Here is a 1243-nt window from a genome sequence, read left to right as displayed (position 1 = left end):
CACTAAGGCATTGGCGAATTCCAGAGCGTCTTCAAGGTTCATAGATAGCAGTTATCAATGGGGTGAGGTACTTTCATTATGGGTTGTGCTGGAGTCGGGAGTAGGGAGTAGGGAAAAAATCCTGTGTACCTCATAGCTATGATCAATGCTATAACGTTTTGATTATAGTTTCTTATGCTATACTATGATATTGTTATTTACTAATAGTTCAGGTCGTAGCTCTTAGGTTTTACGGCTCGCCTGGTTAGACAATAGCCGGAAAAGCAGATTTCGTAAAGAGTACAGCAATTTAGGGTAAAAAAAATCGGTCTAGTTATCTCAATCAGACCAATCAACATTACAATGTTACCAGAATTTTACCAAATAGACTTTAAATTAAGGCGTAAGCTATCAGTTATCAGCTATCGGCAAGCTAAGGAAACAGCTTTTGAATAAAACAGGTAAGCATTCGTTTAATCTCTGTTACGGAAAGCTGACAGCTGACAGCTGAATGCTTACATAAAGACAAAAGGCAATAATAAAGAGGATTTAAAGGGAATCATGGTCAAAAAAAGCTGTATCTCATAAGTGCGATAAACGCCCTTAAGTCACCCTATTTCCAAATCAACTTCAAATCCAATCGGAAACCGGGTAATACCTCCTCACCAGAAAGAATCTGGGGAGATTGTACAATCTCTTTTGCTTGACCAGACCGGAATATCTCAACCTGTTGATTTTGATAGTTAATCAACCAACCGAGGCGACAGCCATTATCCATATACTCCAGCATCTTGTTCTGTAGAGATGTCAGAGAATCAGTTTTGGAGCGCAATTCAATCACAAAGTCAGGGCATAGAGGTGGAAAGGTTTCTTGTTCCTCAAGAGTAAGGCTGTTCCATCGGTCTGAGCTAACCCAAGCTGCATCAGGAGAACGTCCTGCTCCATTGGGGAGTTGAAAGACAGTGGAGGAGTCGAAAACTTCCCCAACTTGGGTCTGACGACTCCAAGCTTGCAGTTGGTAAGTTATATCAGCATTACGCCTACCGGTATTTCCTCCTGTTGGGGGCATAACAATTAGTTCTCCATCAGCAGTCAGTTCCAACCGCAAATTCCGGTTAGCTGCTGCAATTTTCTCAAATTCCCGATGGGTTAACCTCAGGAGTGGTCGCAGGTCTAGAGTTATTTGCTTCATTTTCACTATTCCTTGTTCTGGTTACAATCAATTTAAAGGATCGAGTAGCGCGCATTAATGGGAGCTTGTAGG

General features: G+C 41.7%; 1 protein-coding gene. It reads right to left on the bottom strand.

The window, feature by feature from the left end; all coding sequences use genetic code 11:
* Positions 1-592: 592 nt before the first annotated feature.
* Entirely contained in the window at positions 593-1171 is a 579-nt protein-coding gene (locus tag F6K49_RS50345; protein WP_293110380.1) for a Uma2 family endonuclease, read from the bottom strand.
* Positions 1172-1243: the final 72 nt, after the last annotated feature.

This window comes from Moorena sp. SIO3I6 (assembly GCF_010672095.1).
Note: the sequence above shows the minus strand (reverse complement) of the source record. Positions and strands in the feature narration are given on the sequence as shown.